The organism is Falsirhodobacter sp. 20TX0035 (assembly GCF_028307215.1).
Taxonomy (GTDB): domain Bacteria; phylum Pseudomonadota; class Alphaproteobacteria; order Rhodobacterales; family Rhodobacteraceae; genus Falsirhodobacter.
On record NZ_JAQMHV010000001.1, the window covers coordinates 649213 to 672735 of the forward strand.

The window sequence follows — 23523 nt, forward strand, 5'->3', positions numbered from 1 at the left end:
TCACAGCCGGCGAAGGGCGGCGCGATCGGCATCGACCGCCGCCCCCAGCAGGATCGCAAAGCCCGACAGGTACATCCACATCAGAAGGGCGATCACCGCCCCGATGGACCCGTAGACCTGGTTGTAGCTGTGGAAGTTCGACAGGTAGAAGACGAACCCGCGCGACACCAGCGCCCACAGGACCACGGCCGTCACGAGGCCGGGCGTGAAGATCGGGCGCCGTTCGCCCTTCGGCCGGTTGGGGCCAAGGCGATAGACCAGCGCGATTCCGAACACGACCAGCGCCAGCCCCAGACCGAAGTTCAGGTATTCCAGAAGCAGCCCCGCCACCGGGCCCAGCGGCAGATACCGGATGATGACGGGCACCACCACCGCCAGCGTCATCGCCGCCAGCACGATCCCCACCAGCGTGCAGGTGAGGATCAGCGAGCGGACCGTGTGCATCACCCCGCCCCGCTGCGGCAGGTGGTGGACGGAGTTGATGCCCGAGATGAGCGCCGACACCCCCGCCCGCGACGACCACAGCGCCAGCATGACCGACACGAAGGTGGCCCAGCCCAGATCGCGGGAATTGGCCGCCAGCAGCGTTTCCACCTGTTCCGAGATCAGGCGGAAGGCGTCCGTGGGCAGGAAATCCTGCGTCGCGGCCAGTTGCCCGCGGATGACCGTGGGATCGGCGGCAAAGCCCCAGATCGCGATGACCATGGCCACCGCCGGAAAGATCGACAGAAGGCCATAGAACGACATCCCGGCCGAGATCATGAAGAGATCCGCGACCTCGATCCGTTTCTGAAGGCGCAGAAGCCAGCGCCAGGTGGAATGCCAATGTGTCATCCCACCTGCTTAGGGCCGGGGCCGCCTGCGGGCAACGCTCAGAACGTGCGTGCGACGCGCAGTGCGACGCCCAGGCCACGGTCGGCGTCGGCGCGGTCCAGATCGTAGGACTGGTAGAGCACGTCGCCTGTCACGCTGAGGCCGTTCCAGGATTTCGTGGCCCCCACCCGCGCCACGGCCCCGTCCACGGCGGTGGAGGACAGGCGGTGATCGTCCCGCCCCGTGACGTTGATGTCGTGCCAGCCCACGGACCAGTGCACGGCCACCTGCGGCAGCGCGTGTTCGACCTGCAGCTGCACCATGCGCCCATCCGTGTCCAAGGGCAGCCCCATGACGTCGCCGTGGTGGGTGTAGCCGGCCGGATAGGACCCGTTGGTATAGGCCGTGCCCGGCCCGCAATTGCCGTTCTCGGTGTCCGAAATCTCGGTCGTGGCGCCTTCCAGCGTGACGGTGGTCGGCACGCCCCAGACCTGACCCTTCCCCTCGATCCCGCCCAGATACATGAAGCAGGAGGGCAGGCCCCCGGCCTCGTCCTCTCCGATCGCTTGGACATACAGGCGGAGGGGGGCCACGCTGTCAGGCAAGGCATAGGACAGGCCCAGACCGGCCAGCTGGTTCGCGTCCGACCCCGCCCCCTCGTTCGAGCCGCCGCCCAGGGCGTCGGACAGTGACGAGGAGCCTGCGCCGTATTGCGCCACGCGCACCAGATCGATCTCCAGCCCCGGGGTGGGCTGCAGCTGGAACCGCATGCCCAGAAGGTTCACGTCCTCCTCCCCCTCGGCCTCGGTCCGGCCCAGAAAGACCTCCCCGCTCCACGGTCCCAGCCAGGACAGAAGCGGCGTGTCAAAGCGCGAAAAGCCGTCCTTGCGGATATAGGCCGAAGCGAAGGGCCGCGCGTTGTCCGACAGGATCAGGGAGTTAAAGCGCGACGGCGACCATTGACGGTCCACCGCGCCCACGCCGAACGCGAATTCGCCCACCCGCGCTTCGGCGAAACTGTGGTCCAGCCGCAGCCCTTCGCCGTCATCCTCGGCCGACAAGGTCAGGTCAAGGGACAGGCGATCCGTCTTGCGGGCATAGGACACGCCCCCCGCGGCATGATCCGCAAAGCCCAAGCTCTGGCGCTGGCCCAGAATCGGGTTCGTGGAGCCGCCCGCGAACACGGTCCAGCGGTCCTGCGCGAACGCCGCCGGAGCCATGACGCAGAGCGCCCCTGCCAAAGCCAGAGTCTGTTTCGCACGCATTGTCACCGTCCGTCTTGTTGTTGGTTGCGGCCGACCTGACAGGCCGGCCGGGAAAATGTCTAGGCCGTGCTGGCCAGGGGAACCTCGTCCTCCGGCCGGAATCCTTCGACCCAGCGGGCCAGAAGCGGCAGCACCGCCGCCTCGTCCCCGGCGGCCAGCAGGTTGCGCAGGCTGCGCAGGGCCAGCGCCATCTCCGCCTCGGACAGGCAGGATTCGCGGGCGCGCAGGATCTTGGGGTGGGGCGTGGCCAGCAGCCCGTTGCCCAGCAGCAGTTCCTCGTGCAGCTTTTCGCCGGGGCGCAGGCCGGTCACCACGATCTCGATGTCGCCGTCCGGGGTGTCGGCGTCGCGCAGGGTGCAGCCGGCCGCCTCGATCATCTGGCGGGCCAGCTCGCCGATGCGGACCGGCTCGCCCATGTCCAGAACGAACACCTCGCCCCCGCAATCCTGCCCCGAAAAGGCGCCGGCCAGCATCACCAGACGCGCGGCCTCGGTGATGGTCATGAAGAAGCGCGTGACATCGGGATGCGTCAGGGTCACGGGGCCGCCGCGGGCGATCTGGTCGCGGAACAGCGGAATGACCGAACCGGAGGAGCCGAGCACGTTGCCGAACCGCACCATGGAGAACACGGTCCCCGCCGAGCGCGCCGCCAGATCCTGCACCACCATCTCGGCCAGGCGCTTGGACGCGCCCATCACGCTGGTGGGCCGCACCGCCTTGTCGGTGGAGATGAGGATGAACCGCTCCACCCCCGCATTGCGCGCGGCCTCGGCAAAGCTGCGGGTCCCCAGCACGTTGTTGGCAAGGCCGGCCAGCGGGTTCGCCTCCACCAGCGGCACGTGCTTGTAGGCGGCGGCGTGGAACACGACCTCCACCCCGTAGCGGCGCATCACCATCTGCGTCAGGCGCGTGTCGGTGACGGTGCCCAGAACGGGCACGATCTCCACCTTCAGGTCGCGGGCGACGTCGCGCAGGTCGCGGTCGATGGCGTAAAGGGCGTATTCCGACACCTCGAACAGAACAAGGCGGCGGGGGCGTGCGGTCAGAAGCTGGCGGCACAGTTCCGACCCGATGGAGCCGCCGGCCCCTGACACCAGAACGACGCGGTCGGTGTAGGTGGCGGCGCCTTCGGGACGGATGGGATCCACGATCGGGCGGTTCAGGAAACGGCCCGGGGTGACGGGGGCCAGATGGTCGACCAGCGCCTCCTCCCCCACCAGCTGGGCAAAGGAGGGCAGGGTCATGACCTTCAGGCCCTGATCCTCCAGCCGCCGGGCCAGTTGCACCTGCCGCGCGGGCGATGCCGAGGGCATGGCCAGAAGCACGCGGCTGACATTGCGGCGGCGCGCCAGCGTGCCGATTCGGTCCGGCGCCACAACGCGAAGACCCGAGATCGAGAGGCCCTGAAGTGCGGCGTTGTCGTCTACGAACCCCACCGGCACAATCGTAGGGTGCGGGCGCAGGGCGGCCGCCAGCTGCACGCCCGTGGTGCCCGCGCCATAGATCAGCACCCGGTTCTGGGGCCGACCCTGCCGCAGCACCCGCCGCAGCAGCGCCAGCATCGCGAACCGGGTGCCAACGGACATGAGGAACCATAGGATGCCCAGAAGGATCGCCACCGTCGGGCCCAGCGGCTTGCCCTGCACGATCAGCCCCAAGAAGGAGGCCATCGACAGCAGGGCCGCTGTGCCGCTCACCACCGTCACGCCCTGCGTTTCGATGGCCTTCAGCTGGATGCGGTGCAAGCGCGTCAGCATCGACAGGACGGCGGCCAGAACGGCCACGGCTGGAAGAACGACCGGCAGCACCGCCTGCGCGGCGGGCGGGACGTGGCCGTCATGGACCAGTGCCAGCGCTGCCAACAGGGCTAAGGGTGCCAGCGCCGCATCCACGCCCAGAAGGACCGCCTGTTTCTGCGGACGGTTCATCGCCTCGACAAGGCGAAAGGCGTATTCACGCAGGGCGGACATTCGCGGCGGCCTCCGGGCTTCGCCGCAACAATTGCGACACGGAGGTTAACGCCGGGTTAATTATAAGTTAATTCCGTAGGGTCACCCCCGCCGCAGCACGCGCTGCAAGGTCGCCGCCATCAGCGCCATGTCCAGCCGCAGCCCTGCGTGGCGCTGGTAGATCAGGTCCAGCCGGGCCTTGCGCGGGATGGACCGGCGGCAATAGACCGCATCCGTTTCCTCGGGCGTAGTGCAGGCCGACAGGATCCGCTCCTCGAACCGGTGGATGTAGAGGGAGGCGAGACCGGTGATGCCCGGACGGCTGCGCAGCACCTGCGCGTAAAGGTTCGGGAACCGTTCCACATACTGGCGCAGGGGCGGGCGGGGGCCCACAAAGCTCATGTCGCCGCGCAGCACGTTCCAGAGCTGCGGGATTTCGTCCGCGCGGGTCTTGCGCAGGATCTGGCCGAGGGGGGAAATGCGATCGGCCTTGTCGCCGCCGGACACCCCGGCCTCTCCCGGCCCGGCGGGGCGCATGGTGCGCAGCTTCCACAGGGCGAAGGGCTGGCCGGGGGCCTTCATCCGTTCCGCCACATAGAACAGCGGCCGCCCTTCCAGCACCAGCAGCGCCAGGCACAGAATCCCGAAAGGCACCGCCAGCACCGCCACCAGCATCAGGACCAGCGCAAGATCGAACAGACGTTTGCGCCGGGTCATCCCCGCCACTCCGCCACCATGCGGACCGGATCGGCGGGGGGCAGCGGGCAGATCGCCTGCAGGCGGCGCGTGTCGAGGCCGACGCGCGGTATGGCGCCGTCGCGCGCCGGCCCGAACCGCCAGGGCAGACGGGCGGCGTCCAGAAGCGCGCCCATGCTGACCGGGGGCGGTTCGGCGATGTTCAGGATGCGCGGCAGATCGGCGGTACCGAACAGATGCGCCAACACCCCTGCCAGCGTGGCGGGCCCGATATAGGATCGGACAGGCCCCGCCGGTCCCACGGGATCCAGCACGACCTCTCCCCTCGCGCGGCCCAAAAGGGCGTCGGCGCCGGCGACGTTTCCAAGACGCAGGATCACGGCCCCACCCGGCAGGGCCTCCATCCGTGCCTTGGCGTGCCCGTAGGCATTCACGGGGGCCATGGGTGCATCCTCGGCAAAATCCTGATCCCCCGCCCCGTAAACGGCGGCCGAAGACATGAGGAACACCCGCGCCCCCCGCCGTGCCCCTTCCGCGATGGCGGCGGCGGCCGTGGTCACGTTGTCCTCCAGCGGACCGGTAGGATTGGTGACGCCCGCAAGGTTCAGGATCGTGCCGCCGCGCCCTTCGGGCCAAGCCTTACCCCGCGCCAGCCAGATCGCGTCGGGCCAGTGCGGGCGCAGAAGGCGGGCCAAGCGTCCGGTCGCTCCGGTGACGATCAGGTCACTCGACATGCTCGAACCGGGTGCGCATCTCGCGCAGAACAGGAAGGACGGCCCGGATCTTCTCGGGGCCCAAGGCGCGGACCACGTCGCCCACGGCCGGGACAATCGCGCTCAGCGCCGCGTCGCGCGCCTGACGGCCGGCGGGGGAGATGGCGACGAACTTCCGCCGCGCGTCGTCCCAGTCCGGTCGGATGTGGACATGGCCCGCCCATTCCAGCTTGGCCAGCGTGTTGGTCATCGCCCCACGCGTGACGCGGAAGGACTTGGCCAGCTGGGCGGGGGTCCGTTCTTCCCCAATACGCGCCAGATGGTTCAGCACACCGAAATGCGACAGCTCCATTCCCTTCGGCAGCACCTTGGAGATGCGGGTGCGGGCAAGCTGATCGGCCATGAACAGCTCGCCAAACAGGGCGACGGCGATGTCGTCGATGCGGTCGGTCACGGGCTCAGGCCAGAAGCGGGTCCAGACCGCCCCGCGCGTCCAGGGCGTGCAGATCGTCCGACCCACCGACATGGACATCGCCCACGAAGATCTGCGGCACCGTGCGCCGCCCGGCGCGTTCGGTCATCTTTGCGCGCAGGTCCGGATCGCGGCTGACGTCGATCTCGGTGAAGGCCACGCCCTTGCGCGCCAGAAGCGCCTTGGCCGCGTGGCAATAGGGGCAGGTGGGCGTGGTGTAGATTTCGACCGTTTTCATGGGAACGCTCCTTCGCTTTCCCTTCGTATCTAGGATCTTTTGTCCACCCGCGCCAGCACCGCCACCGACACGTCGCTGGCACCCGCGTCCAGACAGGCCTCGGCCGCGGCGGCAAGGGTCGCGCCCGTGGTCATCACGTCGTCCACCAGAAGGATGTGGCGCCCCTCCACCTGCGCAGGGCGGCGGACGCGCAGGGCGCCGGTCATGTTCTCGAACCGGCCCTGCCGGTCATGGCCGTCCTGCGTGCCGGTGTGGCGCGTGCGCAGCAGAAGATCGGGCACATGGGCCAGCCCCGCCGACCGCGCCAGCGCCCGGGACAAGAGCGCCGACTGGTTGTAGCGGCGGCGCAGAAGGCGCAGCCAGTGCAGGGGCACCGGCGCCACGATCATGCCGGCCGTCAGGATGGGTTCAGCCGCCCGCGCCATCCAGCGCCCGGCGGGGCGGGCCAGATCCTGCCGGTCGCCATGCTTCAGCGCCAGGATCATGCGGCGGGCGTTCTCGCCATAGGTCAGGGCGGCGCGGCCCTGCGTCCATGGCGGCTGCAGGGTGCGGCAATCGTCGCAGTCGCCCGCCTCCTCCCCCATCGCGGGGGCGCCGCAGCGGTCGCAGACAGGGCCGGAGATGAAGGGCGTGTCGCGCCAGCAGGCGCCGCACAGCCCGTCCGAGCCGATCACCTCGTTGCAGCACAAACAGGTCGGCGGATAGAACAACCGCACCGCCGCTTGCATTCCCATGGCCGCCCCCTCACATCTTTGCGTATGACGCCGCAACTGACCGACCGCCACGCCCTTGCCCTTCACCGCGCCCGCGCCACGCGGGACGCGCTGTTCCTGCACGAGGCGGTGGTGGCAGAAGTGCAGGAAAGACTGATGGAGGTTAACAGAACCTTTACCGACGCGGTTGTCGTGACCCCCTTTCCCGACCTGTGGCCCGGCTTCCGAACGGTTCCGGATGGCGAGGTGCTGGATCTGGCGCCCGAATCGCAAGACCTCGTGATCCACGCCCTGTGCCTGCACTGGGCGGACGATCCGGTCGGGCAGATCGTGCAGGCCCGCCGCGCCCTGCGCCCCGACGGGCTGTTCCTGTGCGCGACCCTTGGCGGCCAGACCCTGCACGAATTGCGGGCCGTTCTGGCCGAGGCGGAGGCTGCGGTCACCGGGGGCCTGTCCCCCCGCGTCGTTCCGATGGGAGAGATCCGTGATCTGGGCGGGCTGATCCAGCGCGCCGGACTGGCCCTGCCCGTGGCCGATTCCGACACCCTGACCGTTCGCTACCGCGACGCGCTGCACCTGATGGGCGATCTGCGGGCCATGGGCGAAACCTCGGCCCTGGCCGAGCGTCCGCGGCATTTCACCCGCCGCGCGGTGCTGCTGGAGGCCGCCGCCCGTTACCAGTCCGCCTTCGCCGACCCTGAAGGCCGCATCCCTGCCACGTTCGAGATCGTGTGGCTGACCGGCTGGGCGCCGCATGAAAGCCAGCCCCAGCCCCTGCGGCCCGGATCGGCCACCCACCGTCTGGCGGACATCCTTCCCAAGCATTGACGCCCCCGCTCAGGCGCGTATCTCCACCTCAGCCAGATTGGAGCCGCGCATGTCCCCCCTGCCCCCGAATCATCCGCCCCTCAAGCCCCGCCGCGTCGGAGTGCTTCTTGCCAATCTTGGCACGCCCGACGGCTACGACTACTGGAACATGCGCCGCTACCTGTCGGAGTTCCTGTCGGACCGCCGGGTCATCGACTATCCCCGCTGGAAGTGGCAGCCGCTTCTGCAGACGGTGATCCTGGCCAAGCGGCCCTTCACCTCGGGCGCGAACTACAAGTCGATCTGGAACCACGACAAGGGCGAAAGCCCCCTGATGACGATCACCAAGGCGCAGACCGCGGCGCTGGCGGCCGAACTGCCCGAGGTGATGGTCGATTTCTGCATGCGCTACGGCAACCCGTCGACCGAATCAAAGGTCCGCGCGATGGTGGAGGCGGGCTGCGACCGGATCCTGTTCGTGCCGCTCTATCCCCAATACGCCGGGGCCACGACCGCGACCGCGAACGACGCCTTCTTTGCCGCGGTGACGAAGATGTTCCGCGCGCCCGCGGTCCGCACCCTGCCCGAATATTTCGAACACCCCGCCTATGTCGCCTCGCTGGCGGAGTCGGTGCAGGAGGCCTGGGACAAGCTCGAATCGAAGCCGGAGGTGCTTCTGGCCTCCTATCACGGGATGCCCAAGCGCTACCTGATGCAGGGCGACCCCTACCACTGCCAGTGCCAGAAGACGACGCGCCTGCTACGCGAGGCGCTGGGCTGGGACAAGGGCATGATCCAGACCACCTTCCAGTCGGTCTTCGGCCCCGAGGAATGGCTGAAGCCCTATACGGTAGAGCATGTGGCCGAACTGGCCCGGCAGGGCAAACGCCACATCGCCGTGATCGCCCCCGCCTTCTCGGCCGACTGCATCGAGACGCTGGAGGAGATCCAGGGCGAGATCCAGGAAGCCTTCCTGCACGCGGGCGGCGAGACCTTCACTTACATCCCCTGCCTGAACGACCGGCCCAGCCACATGTCCGCGCTGGGGCAGATCATCCGCGAACAACTGAAAGGCTGGGTGTAGGAAGGCCGGCGACTGGACTGGCCCCTAAACATGACCGCGTTGTCGCGGATCGTCCGTGAGCAGCGGCAAGGCTAAATGCAGGCGCAAAACAGGGCCACAGGAGTGGCCCAGCCACACGACTGCGCTGGCGCGGATTATTCGCGAACCGCTGCAAGGCTGCTTGTGGGTGGAAGGCATGGCGACACGCCTGCCCAACCACATCCGCGCTGGCGCAGATCATTCACCGGTCGATGGAAGGCTGCGTGGAAGGGAAAGGGACGGGAGGGATGTGCAGCGCAGCCACGTGCCCTCTTGGACAGATGCTTCGGAACCGCCGCAGGCTTGGACCTGACCCGAACGGGACAAAAGGAAAAGGCGGTGGATCGCTCCACCGCCTTTCCCTATGTCGTTTCCTAAAGAATTAGGAAGCAGCGGCAGCAGCCACAACCAGCAGCAGCAGCAGCGGAACAACGACGCCAGCCGAGGACGACGACGTGTTTTCTTCGACGACGGCCGGAGCCATCACCGGCTCCATGACCGGCTCTGCCATGCCGCCAGCGAAAGCGGACGAAGCTGCAACCGAGAGAGCGGCGGCGAGTGCGATTTTCTTCATAATGACCTCCAGATACTGCTCAACGTCTTTTGTTTCAGAGGCGACGTTTTGCATCCAAGACTGTTCCTCGTAATGAAATGCATAAGCATCTCGGGAACGTGAATGCAATCGGGAGGTTCTGGTTCCCGCAAAGACTCGGGTGTGTTGTCAAATTAGCAACACCTGCGTGCCGACTTTCGACAGGCTGTACAGCTCAACGATATGCTCGTTGTAGAGCCCGACGCAACCGTTCGACGACGCGCGGCCGATCTTGCGGGTGTCGTGCGTGCCGTGGATCCGGTAATACTGCCAAGACAGGTAAAGAGCGCGCACACCCAAGGGGTTGTCGGGCGCACCCCCCTGAACGACCTCGGGCCATTCGGGGTTCCGCTCGCGCATGGCGGGGGTCGGGCGCCAGGACGGGTTCTCGCGCATCTCCACCACCTGGGTCTTGCCGCGGCGGGTCAGATCCTCGGACAGGGGGATGGAGCAGGGATAAAGTTTGTAGACCGTCTGGTCTTCCGACCAGAAATGCAGAGCGCGCGACGTCAGGTCGACCAGAATCGCGCCGTTGCGGGTGTTGTCGAAATGCTTGCGCCAGTCCAGCATCCGGAAGCTGGAGATGTTCGAGCGCGTGGTGGCCGACGGTTCCATCTGCGTGGAATTGGCCATGGTGCCCGCCTGCTGGGCCAAAGCCGGCAGCGCAAGGGTGCCCGCGCCCATCGCGGCGGCGGCCCCCAGAAGCGCGCGGCGGTTCAGTTTCACGTCGCTCATCTCAAACTCCTCATTGAACCCGGGTGGGAACGGTGCAGCGCGCAGCATAGCGCCGCGCATGCCCTTGGGCAAATCACGAAGGGGCTGTCACGCAGAGTTGCGTTTGCCCCGCCCCCTGTCGTTCGCTATGTAATGCGCCAGAACCTTCGACGGGACAGTCATGAAACACCTCTCCATCCTTGCGATCTGCGGGGTCGTCGCCCTCTCCGCCTGCTCCACCGGTCCGACGCAGACGGCCGGCAGTCCGCGCCTTTACCGCGTGGAGGCGGGACAGGAGGCCGAGGTCACCTACCGCATGCTCGATTCGGTCAACTCGCTGCGCCAGGCGCGCGGGCTGGCGCCCCTGCAGCTGAACGCGCAGCTGACGGCGGCCGCGGCCACTCATTCGCGCGACATGGCGGTGCAGAACCGCCCGTGGCACTTCGGCTCCGACGGCTCCTCTCCGCTCGTTCGGGCGCAGCGCGCGGGCTACACCGGCACCCTGCTGGGCGAGGACATCGCGGAGACCTATCAGACCGAGATCGAGACGCTGGGCGACTGGATGAAGCAGGTCGGCACGCGCGAGGTCGTCCTGAACCCCGCCGCGACCGATCTGGGCTTTGCCTGGTTCCAGGAGCCGACGGGCAAGCTGTGGTGGACGATCGTCACCGGTTCGGGTGGCGGCGGCTACATGCCCCAGATGGCGATGGCGCAATAAGCGAAAGGCCCCGGAGTTCCGGGGCCTTTTTCATTCAGGGCAGGATCTGGATCACGGTGCCTTCGCGGATCATGGCATAGACGTCCTCGATCTCGGCGTCCGTGACGGCGATGCAGCCGGCCGTCCAGTCCCGTTGCCGCTTGGGCCCCGGCGAATCGCCGTGGATGAAGATGTCGCCCCCCGGCAGCTTGCCGTTGGCCAGCGCGTTGATGCGGTCGTTGGCGTTCGGATAGGACACGCCCAGCGACAGGTGGAAGGCGCTGTTGGGGTTGCGGCGGTCGATGAGGTAGGTCCCCTCGGGCGTCTTGCCGTCGCCTTCGAACTGCTTGTGCCCCTGCGGCTGGAAGCCCAGCGCGATGTCGTAGACCTTCACGACCTGCGACCCGCTGATCATGTACATCTTGCGTTCGGCCTTCTGGACCTGGATCCGCGTGATCGGCGGCCCGTCATAGCTCTTGAATTTCGACGGCGGCTGGTTGGCGCCGCAGGCCGCAAGACCCAGCACAAGTGCCAGCACGACAAGGATTTTCACTGCCCGCATGTTTTTCTGCCATTTCTGGTGTTTTGCGTGAAATACACGCGAATCGTGCCCGCTGCCTAGCGGGGATTCACACGCACCGCTCACCTCCGTGTGAAGCGGGCGGCCAGTTCCACATGCGCGGACCAGCGGAACTGGTCCACGACCTCCACCTCCTCCAGCACGTAACCGGCGGCGATCAGCAGGCGCGCATCGCGGGCGAAGGTGACGGGGTTGCAGGACACCATCGCGATCACGGGCACGGAGGCGCGGGCCAGGGCCTTCACCTGCGCCTCGGCCCCCGCGCGCGGGGGGTCGATGACGACGGCGTCGAAGCGCTTCAGTTCGTCCGGTTCCAGCGGGCGGCGGAACAGGTCGCGCGCCTCGGTCGTGACGCGCTTCAGGCCGGGGGCCGCGCGCCAGCCACGGTCCAGCGCAACGGTCATGGCGGCGTCGCCCTCCACCGCATGAACCTCGGCGTTTTCGGCCAAGGGCAGGGCGAAGGTGCCGGAGCCTGCGAACAGATCGGCCACGCGCTTCGCCGGTCCCACAGACCGGCGGACAAAGGCCAGCAGCGCCGCCTCCCCCGCCGCCGTAGCCTGCAGGAACGCGCCGGGGGGCGGCGACACGCGGGCCGGACCGAAGGCCTGGGCCGGCGGGTTGCGCAGGGCGATGACCTCCCCCTCCCACGCCAGACGGGACAGGCCGAAGCGTTCGGCCAGCTGCGCCAGTTGCCCGTGCAGGACGGGATCCAGCGGCTTTCCGCCCGTCACCGCCACGTCCGGCCCGCCCAAGGTGTCGGTCACCGTCAGTGACACTTCGGCCGTGCGGGACCCGCCGGCCTTCACCAGCGCCTCCAGCGCCGGGAAGGCGGCCTTCAGCGAAGGCGTCAGCAGCAGGCAGTGCGGCACCGCCACCAGTGTGTCGGACGCGCGGGCGTGAAAGCCCAGAAGCGCCCCACCCTTCGTGCGCCGCCCGTGCAGCGTGGCGCGGCGGCGGGTGAAGGCGGGGGAGGTCTGCACCTCGCCCACGGGCGCCTCCAGCCCCTGCCCCGCCAGCGCCGTGACGACGACCTCGCGCTTCCACCGCGCCACGAAATCGTCCGACGCGTGCTGCAGCGAACAGCCACCGCAGGTGCGGTAATGCGGGCACGGCGCGCGCACCCGGTCGGTGGACGGCGTCAGGATCGTCGGCGCGTCCATGCGGTCGCCCGTGATCTCGCCTTCCACCTCTTCGCCCGGAAGGATGCGCGGAATGAAGACGGGGCCCGAAGGCCCCATCGCGACCGCGTCCCCGCGATGGCCCAGTCGATCTGCAACCAGTCTCATTCCGCCGCCTCATCCAAGCCAAGGAAGCCGCCGCTTTGCCGGTTCCAGTAGCGGGCGTAAACCCCGTTTTTCGCCAGAAGCTCCTCGTGACCGCCTTCTTCCACGATGCGGCCCTTTTCCAGCACCACGATCCGGTCCATCTCGGCGATGGTGGACAGGCGGTGGGCGATGGCCAGCACGGTCTTGCCCTCCATCACCTTTTCCAGCGCCAGCTGGATCGACGCCTCCACCTCCGAATCGAGGGCCGAGGTCGCCTCGTCCAGCACGAGGATCGGCGCGTCCTTGACAAAGGCGCGGGCCAGCGCGATCCGCTGGCGCTGCCCGCCCGACAGCTTCACCCCCCGTTCGCCCAGATAGGCGTCGTAGCCGGTGCGGCCCTGATGGTCGCTCATCGTCTCGATGAACTCCTCGGCCTCGGCGGCGCGGGCGGCGGCGTGCAGGTCGTCCTCGCTCGCCTCCGGCCGGCCATACAGGATGTTGTCGCGGGCGGACCGGTTGAACATCGCCGTTTCCTGCGTGACCATCCCGATCTGGCGGCGCAGACTTTCCTGCGTGATGTGGCGCACGTCCTGCCCGTCGATCCGCACCGCGCCCTTTTCCACGTCGTAAAGCCGCAGCAGCAGCGCCACGAGCGTGGACTTCCCCGCCCCCGAGGCGCCGACGATGCCCAGCTTTTCCCCGGCGCGGATCGTCAGGTTGATGTCCTGCACCCCGCCATGCCGTCCGCCATAGGTGAAGGTCACGCCGTCGAACGCCACCTCGCCCCGGATGGCGGGCAGGGCCGCGGCCTCGGGCGCGTCGGGCAGCTTGTGGGGCTTGGCCAGCGTGTGCATCGCGTCCTCCACCTCTCCGATCGAGGTGTAGATGGACATCAGCGTGAAGCTGACCCAGCCCGACATCTGCGCCAACCGCAAGGCGATCGCCCCCGCCGCCGCCACGTCGCCGATGGAGGCCGCGCCCCGCTGCCACATCCACAGCGTGCCGCCGATCAGGATCACCGGCAGCAGCCCCGACAACAGCATCAGCGCCGACCGGAAGAAGGTGGAGATGACGCCGAAATCCAGGCTCCGGTCGCGGAAGGTGCCCATGGATTGCAGGGCGACCCGATCCTCGAACGCGTCATGGGCAAAGAGCTTGACCGTCTTGATGTTGGTGATCGTGTCCACGACCTGCCCCGACACCATGGCCCGCGCCGCCGCCCGCGCCGCCGAATTCTTGCGGATGCGCGGCATGAAGAACTTGATCAGCCCCGCATAGGCGATCAGCCAGACGCCCAGCGCCGCCGCCAGCCACCCGTCGACCGAGATCAGGAACAGCGCCGACCCGATGACCGAGGCCAGCGCGAAGGCCACCGTGTTGATCGTTTCGGCCGCCACATCCGTCACGGCGCGCGCGGCCTGCATCTGCTTCTGGCTGATGCGGCCGGCGAAATCGTTGTCGAAGAAGGTGACGTCCTGCCCCATCGTCCAGCGGTGCAGGCGCGACAGCACCAGGGGGAACAGGTTCGGCTGCACCATGATCGCGTTCGACGCCGAGGAGAGGCCGAAGAAGAACGGCCGCAGCAGCACGAAGAACCCGACAAGGCCCGCAAGGATGTACCAGCCGTTCGACCACAGCGCCTCCGGCCCCGCCGCCTGCGCCCCGTCGATCACCCAGCCGAGGATGGAGGCCGAGATCACCTCCAGCGAGCCGGTGAGGCAGGAGATCACCGCCGCCAGCACCAAAGCCGGCCACGATCCCTTCAGGCACCACAGGAAGAAGCGTCCCAGCGTGCCGGGCGGCTGCCCGTCGGCGGGGCGGAAGGCGTCGATCAGGCCGCCCAGGCGGCGCAGAGTGCTGTTCATGCGTCCTCGTCCGTGTCGATGAACCCGCCGGATTGGCGCGCCCAGAACCGGGCATATAGCCCGCCTTGCGCCAGCAGGTCGTCATGGGTGCCGATTTCGGCGATGCCGCCCCCGTCCAGAACAAGAATGCGATCCATGTGGGCGATGGTGGACAGCCGGTGCGCGATGGCGATCACGGTTTTGCCGGCCATCACCCCGTAAAGCGATTCCTGAATGGCCGCCTCCACCTCGCTGTCCAGCGCCGAGGTCGCCTCGTCCAGCACGAGGATCGGGGCGTCCTTCAGGATCACGCGGGCGAGGCCGATGCGCTGGCGCTGGCCGCCCGACAGCTTCACGCCCCGTTCGCCCACCTGCGCGTCATAGCCCTGCCGCCCTTCAGCGTCCTGAAGCGTCAGGATGAAGTCGTGCGCCTCGGCCCGTTTCGCGGCCGCGATCATCTCGTCCTCGGTCGCGTCGGGGCGGCCGTACAGGATGTTCTCGCGCACGCTGCGGTGCAGAAGGCTCGGGTCCTGCTGGACCATGCCGATGGCGCGGCGCAGGCTCGCCTGCGTGACATGGGCGATGTTCTGCCCGTCGATGCGGATCTCGCCCCCCTCCACATCGTAAAACCGCAAGAGCAGCTTCACCAGCGTGGACTTGCCGGCCCCCGACCGGCCGACCACGCCCAGACGTTCGCCGGGCCGGATCGTCAGCGTCACGTCCTGCAACCCGCCAGAGGATCGGCCGTAGTGATGCGTCACGCGGTCCAGATCGATGCGCCCTTCGGTCAGAACCAGATCAGCGGCGCCCCGGGCGTCCGTCAGCGCGATGGGCTGGGCGATGGTTTCCATCCCCTCGGCGATGGTGCCAAGGGACTGGAACAGCTGCTGGGTGGCCCACATGATCCAGTAGGTCATGTTGTTCAGCCGCAGCACCAGCGCCGAGGCCGCGGCCACGACCCCTGCCGTCGCAGCGCCCCCGTACCACAGCAGCACCGCCCAGCCGATCACGGCCACGATCATCATCCCGTTGATCACGGTCAGGCTGATGTCCATGCGGCTGACGATCCGCATCTCGTGCGCGAAGGTCTGGCGGGCGTGCTCGATGGCCTCCCGGGCGTGCCCCTCCTCGCGGTCATCATGGGCGAACAGCTTGACCGAATGGATGTTGGTGTAGGCGTCCACCACCCGACCCGTGACGGCCGACCGCGCGTCCGACGACGCCTTGGCCGCCGGCCCCGCGCGCCGGACCGTCCAGCGCATCAGCAGGCCGTAGGCCGCGAACCACACCAGCAGCGGCACCATCAGGCGAGCGTCGGCCTGCCCCAGCACGACCAGCGAGCCGACCGCCGTCGTGGCGGCAAAGGCCACGGCGTCGAACACGTTGAACACCGCATCCCCCGCGGCAGGGGGCGTCTGCATGATGCGGTTGGCCAGCCGGCCGGCGAAGTCGCTTTCGAACCATCCCACGGGCTGGCGCAGGACGTGGCGGTGGGCGCGCCACCGGATCAGCGTGCCGAAGTTGGGGAGGATGGCGTTGTGCAGCAGCGCCGTGTTCGCCGCCGCCGCGATGGGGCGCAGGAACAGCACGGCCAGCGCCACGCATATGATCTCGGTCCCGTGGGTGGTCCAGACCTGTTGCGGGGTGCCGGTGGCCAGAAGATCCACCACCCGCCCCACATACCAGATCAGCGCCAGATCCGTGACCGCCACCACCACCGACAGCGCGCCCGTCACGGCGAACACCTTGCGGAACGGCCGCATGTAGCCCTTCAGGAACGGCCACAGCCGGTTCGGGGGCGTGTCGGTCATGTCATAGGGCGCGTAGGGATCGACGAGCCGTTCGAAGAAGCGGAGCATGGGGAAGGCCTTTCGCGTGCCCCACGGATATAGCGGCAGGAGTGTGAAGGAAAACCGTCAGTCCAGAAGCTGATCCCGGGTCAGCCGGAAACCCGAGGCGATCCAGCGGGATTCGAGCGCGCGCAACCGTTCGCCCAGCGCGGGACCCGACATCGCGGGCATCAGGTCGCGGGCCGTCACGGGGAAGGTGGCGGCGGCGGCCTCTTTGATCCCCGACAGGTCGGGCGGGGTGCCGGTCAGCGCCCCGCGCACAAGGCCCGCGTCGCGTGCAAGGTCGGCCCCGTGGCGAAAGGCCAGCGCGCGCAGATCCTCGCCCTCGCGCGCGGCGCTGGCCAGGCGGGACAGGCGGGCGGCCTCGGCCCGCGACAGGCGCAGGTCGGCTTCAGTGGCAAGGCTGGCCAGCCGGCGAAGGGGGTCGGGCGGCAGGCCGCCTTCCAGATGCACCAGCACGGCCAAGGGTTTCGGATCGGCCCCCGGCAGCACATGGTGCAGCACCCCCGTGGTGGCCATGGAGGCCACGGCGGGTGCCGGATCGCGGGCGGCCAGAAGCTTCTTCATCTCGGCCCCCACCCGTTCGCGCGACAGGGTATCGATGCCATCGGCATGTTCGGCGCAGGCGGCCAACCCTTCGGCGTCCGGCCCGCCCTCGCCATAGATCGCGTGAAAGCGGAAGAAGCGCAGGATGCGCAGGTAATCCTCGGTGATCCGGGCCGCAGGATCCCCCACAAAGCGGACGTGCCGCGCCTTCAGGTCCGGCAACCCGCCAAGTGGATCAAGGACGGTGCCATCGGCTTTGGCGTAAAGAGCGTTCATGGTGAAGTCGCGCCGCGCCGCATCCTCGGCCACGTCCTCTGTGAAGGCCACGGTGGCGTGGCGGCCGTCGGTGTCCACGTCGCGCCGGAAGGTCGTGATCTCGAACGGCTGACCTTCGGACAGAACGGTGACGGTGCCATGGTCGATGCCCGTGGGGATGGCCCGTAGGCCCGTCGCCTTGGCCAAGGCCATCACGCGTTCGGGCCGGGCGTCGGTGGCGATGTCCAGATCGGACACGGGCGCGCCCAGCAGCGCGTTGCGCACGCAGCCGCCCACGAACAGGGCACGGTGTCCCGCATCCGTCAGCATTGTGCAGACAGGTTCGGCCACGGCCAGCCAGTCACCTTCGATCTTCATGTCATCCTCAGCGCCAGACCGCGCAGGATGTCGGCGGTCGCGCCCCAGATGTAATAGGGTCCCCAGGGCGCGGTCCAGTAGGTCCGCCGTCGCCCCGCCCACAGCCGCGACTGCGGCACATAGTGCGACGGGTCCAGAACGTGGGCCAAGGGGACGGCGAACACTTCCTCCACCTCCCCCGCTTGGGCGAAAGGGGTGAAGGGGCCCGTGATCTCGGCCAGGACCGGGGTGATGGCGAAGCCGGTCACGGTGTCCTGCACCGGCAGCGTGCCCAGAACGGTGACGGCGGCGCGGGGCAGGCCCACCTCCTCCTCCGCCTCGCGCAGGGCGCAGGCGGTGGCGTCGGCGTCGGCGGGGTCCTGCTTGCCGCCCGGCAGCGCGATCTGCCCCGGATGGTGCCGCAGGCCCGAGGCGCGCTTGGTCAGCCACAGCCGACCGTCCTGCACCGCCAGCAGAACCGCCGCCGGTTTCAGGCCATGGACCGGCGGAGCCACCGGCGCGGGGCGCGCCAGGGCCGCGATCAGCGCGTCACGCGTCATCCCCGCGGCGCCCCAAGGTGGCCGGGTCCAGATCGTAATGTGCGCCGCAGAACTGGCAATCGGCGGTGACGGTGCCGTCGGCGGTCATCATCTCCGCGATCTCCTCGGCCGGATAGGGCTCCAGCGCGGCGCGGACCTTGTCCTCGGAACAGGAACACCCGAACCGCAGGGGCTGGCTCTCGAAGACGCGGGGGCCTTCCTCGTGGAACAGGCGCACCAGAAGGTCGGTCGGCGCAAGGGAGGGGCCGATCAGTTCCAGATCCTCCACCGTGTCCAGAAGGTAGTTGGCGCGCATCCAGTTCTCGCCCTCGTCCCCGTTCAGGATGTCGGCATGGGTCAGAAGGCCGCCTTCGCCCGAGGCTTCGCCCACGGAAGGCGAGGCCTTGGGCATGTGCTGCAGCATCACGCCGCCCGCGCGCCAACTTTCCGCGGCACCCGGCACCTGCGACCGGCCGAAGGACAGTTCGAACCGGGTGGGCAGCTGTTCGGACTGCGCGAAATACGTCTCGGCGCATTTGGACAGCGACCCGCCGGAAATGGGGGTGATGCCCTGATAGGGCACGGTCCCCTCCCCCTGGTCGATCAGGATGGCAAAGTATCCCTCGCCCAGTTGCTCGAAGGCAGGGGCGTCGGTCAGCTGGTCGGCCTCGAAGCTGGCATAGGCGCGGATCCGGGCGGGCTGCCCGTCATCGGTCGGGCCGTAATAGTCCGTCGCAATCAGCTTCACCGCACCGTTGCCGCGGATCTGCAGCGACAGCTTCCAGCGCAGCTTGATCGTCTGGCCGATCAGCGCGGTCAGCAGCGCGGATTCCGCGACCAGCGCCTCGATCTGCGGGGGATAGTCGTGCTTCGACAGGACCTGATCCAGAACGCCGTCCAGCCGCACCACGCGGCCGCGGATGTCCGAACGGTCAAGCTGGAAGGGAAGGACGGTGTCGTCCCATGCGATTTGCGATCCGATGGTCATGGGGTATCCTTGGGGCCGGCGCCTTGGCATATGGTGGCCCAAGGCAATACCGCGTCCATATAGGGACGGCAACCGAAGGACCCAAGGGCATCATGATCCGGCGATATGGCGAGGCATTGAAGGCGGGGCAAAGGTATCGTCGGCGGGTGGGGGTCTATGCCGTCTGCCTGCGCGGCGGGCAGATCCTGACGACCCTGCAAGAGGCCCCGACCCCCGAGATCCAGCTGCCCGGCGGCGGGATCGACCCGGGCGAACACCCAGTGGCCGCCCTGCACCGCGAGGTGATGGAGGAAACCGGCTGGCGCATCGCGATCGGGCCGCGGCTGGGCGTCTATCGCCGCTTCACCTTCATGCCCGAATACGACAAATGGGCCGAAAAGGTCTGCCTGATCCATCTGGCTCGCCCCACCCTGCGGATCGGCCCGCCGACCGAGGCGGGCCATCATGCCGTCTGGATGCCGGCCGCCGAGGCGCTGGGCGAACTGGCCAGCGAAGGCGACCGGGCGATGCTGGCGCGGGCGCTTACGCGCTGAAGGGTTCGGCCTGCGCCCAGCGCCACGCGTCGCCGATCATGTCGCGCAGGTTCGACCGCTTCGGCTGCCAGCCCAGATCGCGGATGGCGGCCTCCGACCCCGAGACCAGCGTCACCGCGTCGCCCGGCCGGCGGTCACCATAGACCATCGGCACCTCCTGGTTGGTGACGGCGCGCGAGGCCTCGATCACCTCGCGGACCGAGAAGCCGTTCCCGGTGCCCAGGCAGAAGACGCGGCTTTCGTGCCCGTCCAGCAGCCATTTCAGGCCCAGCACATGCGCGTCCACCAGATCCATCACGTGGACATAGTCGCGCACGCAGGTGCCGTCGCGCGTGGGGTAGTCCGTGCCGAACACTGTCAGCGCCGGGCGCTTGCCGGCGACCGCGTCCAGCATCAGCGGGATCAGGTGCGTCTCGGGGGTGTGCTGCTCGCCCACCTCGGCCTCGGGATCGGCGCCCGCCACGTTGAAGTAGCGGAAGATCACGTGGTTCAGGTCATGCGCCGCGCCGAAGTTGCGGACCATCTCTTCGATCGCGAGCTTTGATCCGCCATAGGCGTTGATCGGGTGCTGGGGGGTGGATTCATCCAGAAGCACGCCGTCCTGATCGCCATAGGTCGCGCAGGTCGACGAGAAGACGAAGTTGCGGATGCCCGCGGCCACCGTCGCCTCCAGCAGGTTCAGCGCGCCGTTCACGTTGACCCGCCAGTAGGTGGCCGGGTCCTTCATCGATTCGCCCACCAGCGACAGGGCCGCGAAATGCATGACGGCGACGGGCTTGTACTGCGCCAGCGCCGCATCGATGTCGGCGCGGTTCATCAGGTCGCCCTTGAACAGCGGACCGAACTTCACCGCCTGTTCCCATCCGGTGGAGATGTTGTCGAAGGTGACGGGAACAAAGCCCGCCGCTTTCAGCACCTTGCAGGCATGCGCGCCGATATAGCCTGCGCCGCCGGTGACCAGAACATGGTGCATTCGCTACCCTTTATGCTGCGTTCGGCCAAGGGGTGGCATGGCGCGCGTTGCGGATCAAGCGCCCTTCTCGGGGCAGTCCTCACAGCCGGCCAAGGACCGCCGCCACCCAGAGGGAGGCATTCCCCGCAAGGTCCTGCCGGTAAAGGCCCGCCTGCCGCAAAAGCCGCAGCCGCGCCGACAGGGGCGCCTGCCGCAGGGCCTCGAAACGGTCCAGCACCTGTCCCGCCTCGGCCGTCAGAAGGGGACGTGCGGCGCCGAGGGCGGCAAGGTTGACGGCGTTCCAGCCGCGGAAATGCCCGCCCAGCAGCATCGCGATGCGGCGCAGGCGCGCGCGGGTGCCGTCATTCGCCCCGATCTGGTTGCGCCCGTGCTGACGATACCACAGGCAGGGTTCGGGATCGAAGACAACGGTCCCGCCCGCGCCGCTGACCACCTGATAGGCCCACCAGTCATGCACGATCAGCGCGTCCACCCCCCGCGCCGCGCGGATCAGAAGATCCGTGGCGGCGCGGTTCAGCATCATCGTGTTCCCGCCCGCCACGTTCTGGACCAGCGCATGCCGGAACCCCGTGGCGCAGGAGGGGGTGCGCGACAGACGCGGACGCCCCAAGGCCACGTCGCAGACCCAGGTGGCGGCGCAATACATCCGGGGGCCCGCAGCCCCGGCCAGCGCCGCGCAGGCGCGCGCCGTCTTTTCCGGCAGCCAGACATCGTCCTGATCGCAGAAGCCCACCGCCTCCGCCCCCGGCGGCACATGCGCCAGAAGGGACAGGAAGTTCAGCGCCGCACCCTTGCGCGGTCCTTCGATCAGACGCAGGTCGATGGACGGATGGGCGTCGGCGAACCGCTGCAAGATCCGGCGCGTGTCGTCGGTGGATCCGTCATCCCCCACGATCAGCCACGTCGGGGGCATCGTCTGCGCTGCAAGGCTGTCCAGCTGCGCCTGCAGATGGGCCGCGCCGTTGAAGGTCGCCAGCAGCAGCGCCACGCGCGGTGGCACGGTCAGCGGACCCTCATCCATGGCGGCGGCCGTCCCTTCATGATGTGGTTGTAATGCTCGATCGCCCGTTCGATCCGGGCGTAGTAGAACAGGTGCCCATCCTCCAGCACCACGCCGGACGAACAGATGTTGCGCATCAGGTCCATGGAGTGGGAGACGACGATGGCGCCGCTGCGCTCCAGCCGCTTCATCAGCACCTGCTGGCTGCGCGCCTTGAACGCACCGTCGCCGACCGACGTCACCTCGTCGATCAGATAGGTGTCGAAATGCAGCGCCATCGACACGCCAAAGGCCAGACGCGACCGCATCCCGGCGGAATAGCTGCGGAACGGCAGGTGGAAATGCGGGCCCAGATCCGCGAAGCCCTCCACGAAGTTCAGCATCTCCTCGGTGTCGGCGCCATAGATGCGGGCGACGAAACGCGTGTTCTGCGCGCCCGTCATCTCTCCGTGAAAGCTGCCGGCAAAGCCCACGGGCCAGGACACCGTGCCGGTGGAGGCGATGCGCCCCGAATCCGGGTCCATCGTGCCGGCGATCATCTTCAGCAGGCTGGACTTGCCCGCCCCGTTACGCCCCAGAAGCCCCACGCATTCCCCAGATGGAAAGGTGAAGGTGATGTCCCGCGCCACGTCGCGGCGGGTTCCGTTCAGCACATAGCTCTTGCACAGGTTCCGAAGGGCGATCATCGCCGGTCGCGGATGCTGTAATAAACAAGAACGGCCGTGCCCCAGGCCAGAAGCAGGAAGCCCGCGATCAGCGCCACGTTCAGCCCCCGCGACGGATAGCGCGAGGATTCGGCCAAGGTCGGCTGCACGTGCGCGGCAAGATAGCGGTTCTTCCGCTGCGCCTCGGCCACGGCCAGATCATGGGCGGACCGGGCCGCCAGATAGGTCTGCTCGGCGAATTCGCGGTCGACGTTCAGACGCTCGAACTCCCCCACAAGGGCGGAATAGTCGCCGGTGGTGCCGGCCTCGCCGCCCACGCCCACGCCGAACTTCGCGCGCTCGTCGGTCAGAAGGCGGTTGATCACCTCGATCCGCCGTTCGGCCTGCGCGATGCGCGCGTCGTCGTCCGACCGGGTGGTGTCGCGCAGCATGTTCTCGGAAATCATCGCCTCGGTCAGCTGTTGCTGGAGGGAGTTGATGATGCCCATCTGCCCCTGAAGATCGGCGGTCGGATCGACGATCTGGTTGCGCGACCGAAATTCGGTCAGCGCCACGCGGGCCGCGCGCAACTGGTCGGCCGCCCGCTCCAGCTCGTCGCTGGCATAGCGGGTGGCGTCGTCGCGGGCGATGGCCGACAGGTCGTTGATCATGGCCGAGGCGACGGAGAACACCTCCTGCGCCACGGCGCGCGCGTCCTGCGGATCGAAGGCCAGCACCTTCAGCTCGATCAGGCTGGTGGACCGGTCATAATAGACCTTCACCATGCGGTGCCAGTAGTCGGTCAGATCCTCGATCGTGCCTTGGGGATCGAAGGCGAAGACGGGATCGAAGGCGGGCCTGCCATAGATCGCGCGCAGGTCCATCGTGTCATCCACCTGCCGCACCATGTCCTGGCTGCGGATGAAGTCGTAAAGCACGTCCGTGTCGGATGAACTGCTGCCTGACAGGCTGGACAGCCCGCTGAGGAGCGAGGTGGCCGCGCTCACATCCTCGGACCGGACGGAAAAGCTGACGGTGGAAGCGAACTGGTCCTGCGCCACCCCGAACATGTATCCCGCCGACAGCGCCACCGGCACCGCCACGACCAGCGCGAACGACACGAGGATCCCGTGATGGCGCAGACGGGCGCCGGCCGTCGCGACCGTCGGGCGGCCGGGGGTGAAGACGGTGTCCGGCCCTTCGGCCGACAGTTTCTTGAGGAAGGTCAGAATGACGGTGCCACCTTCTGCAAAGGGGCCCGCGCCCCTGCCGTTGTCGCCGTCTTATCACGCCTGTGTTGCCGTCATTTCAAGCCCTTCCACTTGTCAAACGGGTTTTTCGCGGACATGACGGCAGGATCACCACAGGACGACCCGAT

At 68.1% G+C, this 23523-nt stretch carries 25 protein-coding genes; 4 read left to right on the top strand and 21 right to left on the bottom strand.

Annotation, left to right across the window (positions count from 1 at the left end; translation table 11 throughout):
- The 8 genes from PIJ50_RS03315 to PIJ50_RS03350 all read right to left on the bottom strand — a co-directional run bounded on the left by PIJ50_RS03315 (position 1) and on the right by PIJ50_RS03350 (position 6880).
- Complete coding sequence (locus PIJ50_RS03315; RefSeq protein WP_271972652.1) at positions 1-834, bottom strand: YihY/virulence factor BrkB family protein; 834 nt, start codon at positions 832-834, stop codon at positions 1-3.
- Positions 835-872: 38 nt separating this feature from the next.
- On the bottom strand, positions 873-2078 hold the full coding sequence (locus PIJ50_RS03320) for a capsule assembly Wzi family protein (protein ID WP_271972653.1): 1206 nt from the start codon (positions 2076-2078) through the stop codon (positions 873-875).
- A 59-nt stretch (positions 2079-2137) separates the two neighbouring features.
- Positions 2138-4048, bottom strand: coding sequence for a polysaccharide biosynthesis protein (locus PIJ50_RS03325; RefSeq protein ID WP_271972654.1), 1911 nt, complete (start codon positions 4046-4048; stop codon positions 2138-2140).
- An 81-nt stretch (positions 4049-4129) separates the two neighbouring features.
- On the bottom strand, positions 4130-4744 hold the full coding sequence (locus PIJ50_RS03330; RefSeq protein WP_271972656.1) for a sugar transferase: 615 nt from the start codon (positions 4742-4744) through the stop codon (positions 4130-4132).
- Positions 4741-5457 carry an NAD-dependent epimerase/dehydratase family protein gene (locus PIJ50_RS03335; protein ID WP_271972657.1) on the bottom strand — a complete coding sequence of 239 codons (717 nt, stop codon included), beginning with the start codon at positions 5455-5457 and terminating at the stop codon, positions 4741-4743. The genes PIJ50_RS03330 and PIJ50_RS03335 overlap by 4 nt, the downstream gene beginning before the upstream one ends.
- A complete protein-coding gene (locus PIJ50_RS03340) occupies positions 5447-5839 on the bottom strand; it encodes a MarR family winged helix-turn-helix transcriptional regulator (protein WP_442900702.1) in 393 nt (130 codons plus the stop codon). Before PIJ50_RS03340 ends, PIJ50_RS03335 begins: the two co-directional genes overlap by 11 nt.
- 55 nt (positions 5840-5894) lie before the next feature.
- Entirely contained in the window at positions 5895-6146 is a 252-nt protein-coding gene (grxC, locus tag PIJ50_RS03345; protein WP_271972661.1) for a glutaredoxin 3, read from the bottom strand.
- A 29-nt stretch (positions 6147-6175) separates the two neighbouring features.
- Positions 6176-6880, bottom strand: a complete 705-nt coding sequence (locus PIJ50_RS03350) for a ComF family protein (RefSeq protein ID WP_271972662.1) — start codon at positions 6878-6880, stop codon at positions 6176-6178.
- Between the two features lie 24 nt (positions 6881-6904).
- Between PIJ50_RS03350 and PIJ50_RS03355 the strand changes: the two genes are divergently transcribed.
- On the top strand, positions 6905-7687 hold the full coding sequence (locus PIJ50_RS03355; protein ID WP_271972664.1) for a methyltransferase domain-containing protein: 783 nt from the start codon (positions 6905-6907) through the stop codon (positions 7685-7687).
- 49 nt (positions 7688-7736) lie between these two features.
- The gene (hemH, locus tag PIJ50_RS03360; RefSeq protein ID WP_271972666.1) at positions 7737-8750 is read left to right on the top strand and encodes a ferrochelatase; all 1014 of its coding nucleotides are present in this window, start codon (positions 7737-7739) and stop codon (positions 8748-8750) included.
- A gap of 400 nt (positions 8751-9150) precedes the next feature.
- Here hemH and PIJ50_RS03365 read toward each other — a convergent pair whose 3' ends face one another.
- Both PIJ50_RS03365 and PIJ50_RS03370 read right to left on the bottom strand, forming a co-directional pair.
- Positions 9151-9342 (bottom strand): hypothetical protein, encoded by a 192-nt coding sequence (locus tag PIJ50_RS03365; RefSeq protein WP_271972943.1) that lies wholly within the window; start codon positions 9340-9342, stop codon positions 9151-9153.
- 147 nt (positions 9343-9489) lie between these two features.
- Positions 9490-10095, bottom strand: a complete 606-nt coding sequence (locus PIJ50_RS03370; protein WP_271972668.1) for a L,D-transpeptidase — start codon at positions 10093-10095, stop codon at positions 9490-9492.
- A 160-nt stretch (positions 10096-10255) separates the two neighbouring features.
- Here PIJ50_RS03370 and dalA point away from each other — a divergent pair, with 160 nt between their 5' ends.
- Positions 10256-10792, top strand: coding sequence for a divisome-associated lipoprotein DalA (gene dalA / locus PIJ50_RS03375; RefSeq protein WP_271972670.1), 537 nt, complete (start codon positions 10256-10258; stop codon positions 10790-10792).
- Positions 10793-10826: 34 nt separating this feature from the next.
- Here the strand turns inward: dalA and PIJ50_RS03380 are convergent, their stop codons facing one another.
- The 7 genes from PIJ50_RS03380 to hslO all read right to left on the bottom strand — a co-directional run bounded on the left by PIJ50_RS03380 (position 10827) and on the right by hslO (position 18995).
- Positions 10827-11333, bottom strand: a complete 507-nt coding sequence (locus PIJ50_RS03380) for a L,D-transpeptidase family protein (RefSeq protein WP_271972672.1) — start codon at positions 11331-11333, stop codon at positions 10827-10829.
- A gap of 80 nt (positions 11334-11413) precedes the next feature.
- Positions 11414-12637, bottom strand: a complete 1224-nt coding sequence (locus PIJ50_RS03385; RefSeq protein WP_271972674.1) for a class I SAM-dependent RNA methyltransferase — start codon at positions 12635-12637, stop codon at positions 11414-11416.
- The gene (locus PIJ50_RS03390) at positions 12634-14481 is read right to left on the bottom strand and encodes an ABC transporter ATP-binding protein (protein WP_271972676.1); all 1848 of its coding nucleotides are present in this window, start codon (positions 14479-14481) and stop codon (positions 12634-12636) included. Before PIJ50_RS03390 ends, PIJ50_RS03385 begins: the two co-directional genes overlap by 4 nt.
- On the bottom strand, positions 14478-16319 hold the full coding sequence (locus PIJ50_RS03395) for an ABC transporter ATP-binding protein (RefSeq protein ID WP_271972678.1): 1842 nt from the start codon (positions 16317-16319) through the stop codon (positions 14478-14480). Before PIJ50_RS03395 ends, PIJ50_RS03390 begins: the two co-directional genes overlap by 4 nt.
- Before the next feature lie 57 nt (positions 16320-16376).
- Positions 16377-17489 (bottom strand): CCA tRNA nucleotidyltransferase, encoded by a 1113-nt coding sequence (locus PIJ50_RS03400; RefSeq protein WP_271972681.1) that lies wholly within the window; start codon positions 17487-17489, stop codon positions 16377-16379.
- Positions 17486-18028, bottom strand: a complete 543-nt coding sequence (locus tag PIJ50_RS03405; RefSeq protein WP_271972684.1) for a CoA pyrophosphatase — start codon at positions 18026-18028, stop codon at positions 17486-17488. Before PIJ50_RS03405 ends, PIJ50_RS03400 begins: the two co-directional genes overlap by 4 nt.
- Positions 18018-18995 (bottom strand): Hsp33 family molecular chaperone HslO, encoded by a 978-nt coding sequence (gene hslO, locus PIJ50_RS03410; RefSeq protein WP_271972687.1) that lies wholly within the window; start codon positions 18993-18995, stop codon positions 18018-18020. Before hslO ends, PIJ50_RS03405 begins: the two co-directional genes overlap by 11 nt.
- Positions 18996-19087: 92 nt before the next feature.
- On the opposite strand from hslO, the gene PIJ50_RS03415 reads away from it, so the two are divergent.
- Positions 19088-19528 (top strand): NUDIX hydrolase, encoded by a 441-nt coding sequence (locus PIJ50_RS03415; RefSeq protein ID WP_271972689.1) that lies wholly within the window; start codon positions 19088-19090, stop codon positions 19526-19528.
- Here PIJ50_RS03415 and galE read toward each other — a convergent pair.
- The 4 genes from galE to PIJ50_RS03435 all read right to left on the bottom strand — a co-directional run bounded on the left by galE (position 19518) and on the right by PIJ50_RS03435 (position 23266).
- Positions 19518-20501 (bottom strand): UDP-glucose 4-epimerase GalE, encoded by a 984-nt coding sequence (gene galE / locus PIJ50_RS03420; protein ID WP_271972691.1) that lies wholly within the window; start codon positions 20499-20501, stop codon positions 19518-19520. The genes PIJ50_RS03415 and galE overlap by 11 nt on opposite strands.
- A 79-nt stretch (positions 20502-20580) precedes the next feature.
- Entirely contained in the window at positions 20581-21522 is a 942-nt protein-coding gene (locus tag PIJ50_RS03425; protein ID WP_271972694.1) for a glycosyltransferase family 2 protein, read from the bottom strand.
- Positions 21504-22187, bottom strand: a complete 684-nt coding sequence (locus tag PIJ50_RS03430; RefSeq protein WP_271972696.1) for an ABC transporter ATP-binding protein — start codon at positions 22185-22187, stop codon at positions 21504-21506. The genes PIJ50_RS03425 and PIJ50_RS03430 overlap by 19 nt, the downstream gene beginning before the upstream one ends.
- Positions 22184-23266, bottom strand: a complete 1083-nt coding sequence (locus PIJ50_RS03435) for a KpsE/RkpR family capsule polysaccharide export protein (protein ID WP_271972698.1) — start codon at positions 23264-23266, stop codon at positions 22184-22186. The genes PIJ50_RS03430 and PIJ50_RS03435 overlap by 4 nt, the downstream gene beginning before the upstream one ends.
- Between the last annotated feature and the right edge of the window lie 257 nt (positions 23267-23523).

Coding starts and splice junctions, on each gene's coding strand:
- PIJ50_RS03385 (WP_271972674.1), bottom strand. CDS start 12,637: ATGAGACTGGTTGCAGATCGACTGGGCCATCGCGGGGACGCGGTCGCG.
- hslO (WP_271972687.1), bottom strand. CDS start 18,995: ATGACCATCGGATCGCAAATCGCATGGGACGACACCGTCCTTCCCTTC.
- hemH (WP_271972666.1), top strand. CDS start 7,737: ATGTCCCCCCTGCCCCCGAATCATCCGCCCCTCAAGCCCCGCCGCGTC.
- dalA (WP_271972670.1), top strand. CDS start 10,256: ATGAAACACCTCTCCATCCTTGCGATCTGCGGGGTCGTCGCCCTCTCC.
- PIJ50_RS03335 (WP_271972657.1), bottom strand. CDS start 5,457: ATGTCGAGTGACCTGATCGTCACCGGAGCGACCGGACGCTTGGCCCGC.
- grxC (WP_271972661.1), bottom strand. CDS start 6,146: ATGAAAACGGTCGAAATCTACACCACGCCCACCTGCCCCTATTGCCAC.
- galE (WP_271972691.1), bottom strand. CDS start 20,501: ATGCACCATGTTCTGGTCACCGGCGGCGCAGGCTATATCGGCGCGCAT.
- PIJ50_RS03355 (WP_271972664.1), top strand. CDS start 6,905: ATGACGCCGCAACTGACCGACCGCCACGCCCTTGCCCTTCACCGCGCC.
- PIJ50_RS03405 (WP_271972684.1), bottom strand. CDS start 18,028: ATGACGCGTGACGCGCTGATCGCGGCCCTGGCGCGCCCCGCGCCGGTG.
- PIJ50_RS03365 (WP_271972943.1), bottom strand. CDS start 9,342: ATGAAGAAAATCGCACTCGCCGCCGCTCTCTCGGTTGCAGCTTCGTCC.
- PIJ50_RS03425 (WP_271972694.1), bottom strand. CDS start 21,522: ATGGATGAGGGTCCGCTGACCGTGCCACCGCGCGTGGCGCTGCTGCTG.
- PIJ50_RS03370 (WP_271972668.1), bottom strand. CDS start 10,095: ATGAGCGACGTGAAACTGAACCGCCGCGCGCTTCTGGGGGCCGCCGCC.
- PIJ50_RS03380 (WP_271972672.1), bottom strand. CDS start 11,333: ATGCGGGCAGTGAAAATCCTTGTCGTGCTGGCACTTGTGCTGGGTCTT.
- PIJ50_RS03330 (WP_271972656.1), bottom strand. CDS start 4,744: ATGACCCGGCGCAAACGTCTGTTCGATCTTGCGCTGGTCCTGATGCTG.
- PIJ50_RS03350 (WP_271972662.1), bottom strand. CDS start 6,880: ATGGGAATGCAAGCGGCGGTGCGGTTGTTCTATCCGCCGACCTGTTTG.
- PIJ50_RS03315 (WP_271972652.1), bottom strand. CDS start 834: ATGACACATTGGCATTCCACCTGGCGCTGGCTTCTGCGCCTTCAGAAA.
- PIJ50_RS03430 (WP_271972696.1), bottom strand. CDS start 22,187: ATGATCGCCCTTCGGAACCTGTGCAAGAGCTATGTGCTGAACGGAACC.
- PIJ50_RS03320 (WP_271972653.1), bottom strand. CDS start 2,078: ATGCGTGCGAAACAGACTCTGGCTTTGGCAGGGGCGCTCTGCGTCATG.
- PIJ50_RS03340 (WP_442900702.1), bottom strand. CDS start 5,839: ATGGCCGATCAGCTTGCCCGCACCCGCATCTCCAAGGTGCTGCCGAAG.
- PIJ50_RS03415 (WP_271972689.1), top strand. CDS start 19,088: ATGATCCGGCGATATGGCGAGGCATTGAAGGCGGGGCAAAGGTATCGT.
- PIJ50_RS03325 (WP_271972654.1), bottom strand. CDS start 4,048: ATGTCCGCCCTGCGTGAATACGCCTTTCGCCTTGTCGAGGCGATGAAC.
- PIJ50_RS03395 (WP_271972678.1), bottom strand. CDS start 16,319: ATGCTCCGCTTCTTCGAACGGCTCGTCGATCCCTACGCGCCCTATGAC.
- PIJ50_RS03400 (WP_271972681.1), bottom strand. CDS start 17,489: ATGAAGATCGAAGGTGACTGGCTGGCCGTGGCCGAACCTGTCTGCACA.
- PIJ50_RS03390 (WP_271972676.1), bottom strand. CDS start 14,481: ATGAACAGCACTCTGCGCCGCCTGGGCGGCCTGATCGACGCCTTCCGC.